The following is a 1,954-nucleotide window of genomic DNA, read 5'->3' on the forward strand; positions in this document are numbered from 1 at the left end:
GGCGGCCCGCGGGCGGGCCGTCCCGTCGGCCCGGAACGCGTCGGCCGCCGTCAGCCGCGGGGGCGCAGCCCGTTGAGGACCAGGTCGACCAGCGTGTCGGCGAACTCGTGGGTGAGGTCTCCCGAACGCATGAGCCACCGCTGTGAGATCGGACTCAGGATCATGTCCACGGCGACCCGGACGTCGATGTCGGCGGAGATCTCCCCCGCCCGTTGTGCGGAGCGCAGCCGGTCGGTGTAGACGGCGAGCCCCGGCTCGGTGAGGCGCTGCACGAACTCGCGGGCCAGCTCCGCGTCCGCCGCGCCGGCCACGGCGAGCGCCCGGTAGGGGGCCTCGAAGCGTTCGTCATTGAACTCGTCGACGGTCGCCCGCAGTACACCCTTGAGGTCGGCGGCCAGGTCGCCGGTGTCGGGAAGGCCGTTCTGGTAGCCGGGATCGTCGACCACCGCGGTGAAGGCGTCGAGCAGCACCGCCGCCTTGGACGGCCACCAGCGGTAGATGGTCTGCTTGCCCACTCCGGCCCGGGCTGCGATGGCCTCGATGGTCAGTTTGTTGTAGCCGACCTCACCGACCAGTTCCATGCTGGCCGCCAGGATCGCGTCACGGGAGCGGGCACTGCGTCGGGAGGCGTCGGGCGCCTTGGAAGCCGTCATGGCAGCAGCGTAACGCAGCAGAGACGATACGAACCGTCTTGACAAGACGATACGTCTCGCCTCAATCTGGTGTCAGGCAGCCCTCCCCGGTCCCCTCCGGGACGCCGAAGCGGGCTGCCACCGCATCCGGCAAGCGGCCGAGAACGCCGCGGATCGAGGAGGACCACCATGGGCAAGGGACGAGCCGGAAACATGCTGGGCGTCGGCGGCACCCGGGCGCACGTCTCCCGGGGGGCCATGCACGGCGAACGCGGCAGCAGGACCGGGGGCCCGGGGCAGGGCGGGGACGTCGCGGCCCAGAAACGGGAACTCCTGCGCAAACTCCGCGAGTCGCGCAGCTGAGCGCCCACCGAACCACCCGTACGGATCACTGCCAACCGGCTCCTCACGGAGGACGATGTGCACACGACGGTGCACGGCGACCCCGTGAGGAGCCCTTCTTGTACACCTCTCGACGCTTTCTGATGTGCCCACCGGCGCACTTCCGCGTGACGTACTCCATCAACCCCTGGATGGATCCCGGCAAACCGGTCGACCTGCCGCTCGCGACGGCGCAGTGGGAGGACCTGCGCGACCGCTACCGGGCGCTCGGCCACACCGTCGAGGAACTGGTCCCGCGGCCCGGCCTGCCCGACCTGGTCTATGCCGCGAACGGCGCGACCGTCGTCGACGGGAAGGTGCTGGGCGCCCGGTTCGCCCATCCGGAACGCGAGGGCGAGGCCGCCGTCCACCGGGAGTGGTACCGCACCCACGGGTACCCCGAGCCGCACGAACCGGTGCACATCAACGAGGGCGAGGGCGACTTCGCCGTCACCGCCTCGTGGCTGCTGGCCGGCCGCGGGTTCCGCAGCAGTCCGCTCTCGCACGCCGAGGCCCAGGAGTTCTTCGGCCGCCCGGTGATCGGTCTCGACCTGGTGGACCCGCGCTACTACCACCTGGACACCGCGCTGTGCGTGCTGGACGACACCACCGACAGCGAGGTCATGTACTACCCGGCGGCCTTCTCCCCCGGCAGCCGCGCGGTGCTCTCCCGGCTGTTCCCGGACGCGCTGATCGCCGAGGAGCCGGACGCGCTGGCCCTGGGGCTGAACGCGGTCAGCGACGGGCACCACGTCCTGCTGCCGCAGGCGGCGGCCGGTCTCTTCCCACCACTGCGGGACCGCGGTTACGAACCGGTCCCCGTCGACCTGACGGAACTGCTCAAGGGCGGCGGCAGCGTCAAGTGCTGCACCGCCGAACTGCGCTGACCCGGCAGCGCTGCCCGCCGGCTCGGCCCCTCCGGTGGGCCGGGCCGGCGGGAG

General features: G+C 71.6%; 3 protein-coding genes. 2 read left to right on the forward strand and 1 reads right to left on the reverse strand.

All coding sequences use genetic code 11. From position 1 onward, the window contains the following. Positions 1–50: 50 nt before the first annotated feature. A complete protein-coding gene (locus ACYVE9_RS24850) occupies positions 51–653 on the reverse strand; it encodes a TetR/AcrR family transcriptional regulator (protein ID WP_461030139.1) in 603 nt (200 codons plus the stop codon). Positions 654–821: 168 nt separating this feature from the next. On the opposite strand from ACYVE9_RS24850, the gene ACYVE9_RS24855 reads away from it, so the two are divergent. Both ACYVE9_RS24855 and ddaH read left to right on the forward strand, forming a co-directional pair. After that, positions 822–995 carry a DUF6243 family protein gene (locus ACYVE9_RS24855; protein WP_461030140.1) on the forward strand — a complete coding sequence of 58 codons (174 nt, stop codon included), beginning with the start codon at positions 822–824 and terminating at the stop codon, positions 993–995. Between the two features lie 122 nt (positions 996–1,117). Further along, a complete protein-coding gene (gene ddaH, locus ACYVE9_RS24860) occupies positions 1,118–1,900 on the forward strand; it encodes a dimethylargininase (protein WP_461030141.1) in 783 nt (260 codons plus the stop codon). Positions 1,901–1,954 lie beyond the last annotated feature (54 nt).

This window comes from Streptomyces sparsus (assembly GCF_054776295.1).

Excerpts from the sequence above, each read along its gene's own strand:
- ACYVE9_RS24855 (WP_461030140.1), top strand. The coding sequence starts at position 822 with ATGGGCAAGGGACGAGCCGGAAACATGCTGGGCGTCGGCGGCACCCGG.
- ACYVE9_RS24850 (WP_461030139.1), bottom strand. The coding sequence starts at position 653 with ATGACGGCTTCCAAGGCGCCCGACGCCTCCCGACGCAGTGCCCGCTCC.
- ddaH (WP_461030141.1), top strand. The coding sequence starts at position 1,118 with ATGTGCCCACCGGCGCACTTCCGCGTGACGTACTCCATCAACCCCTGG.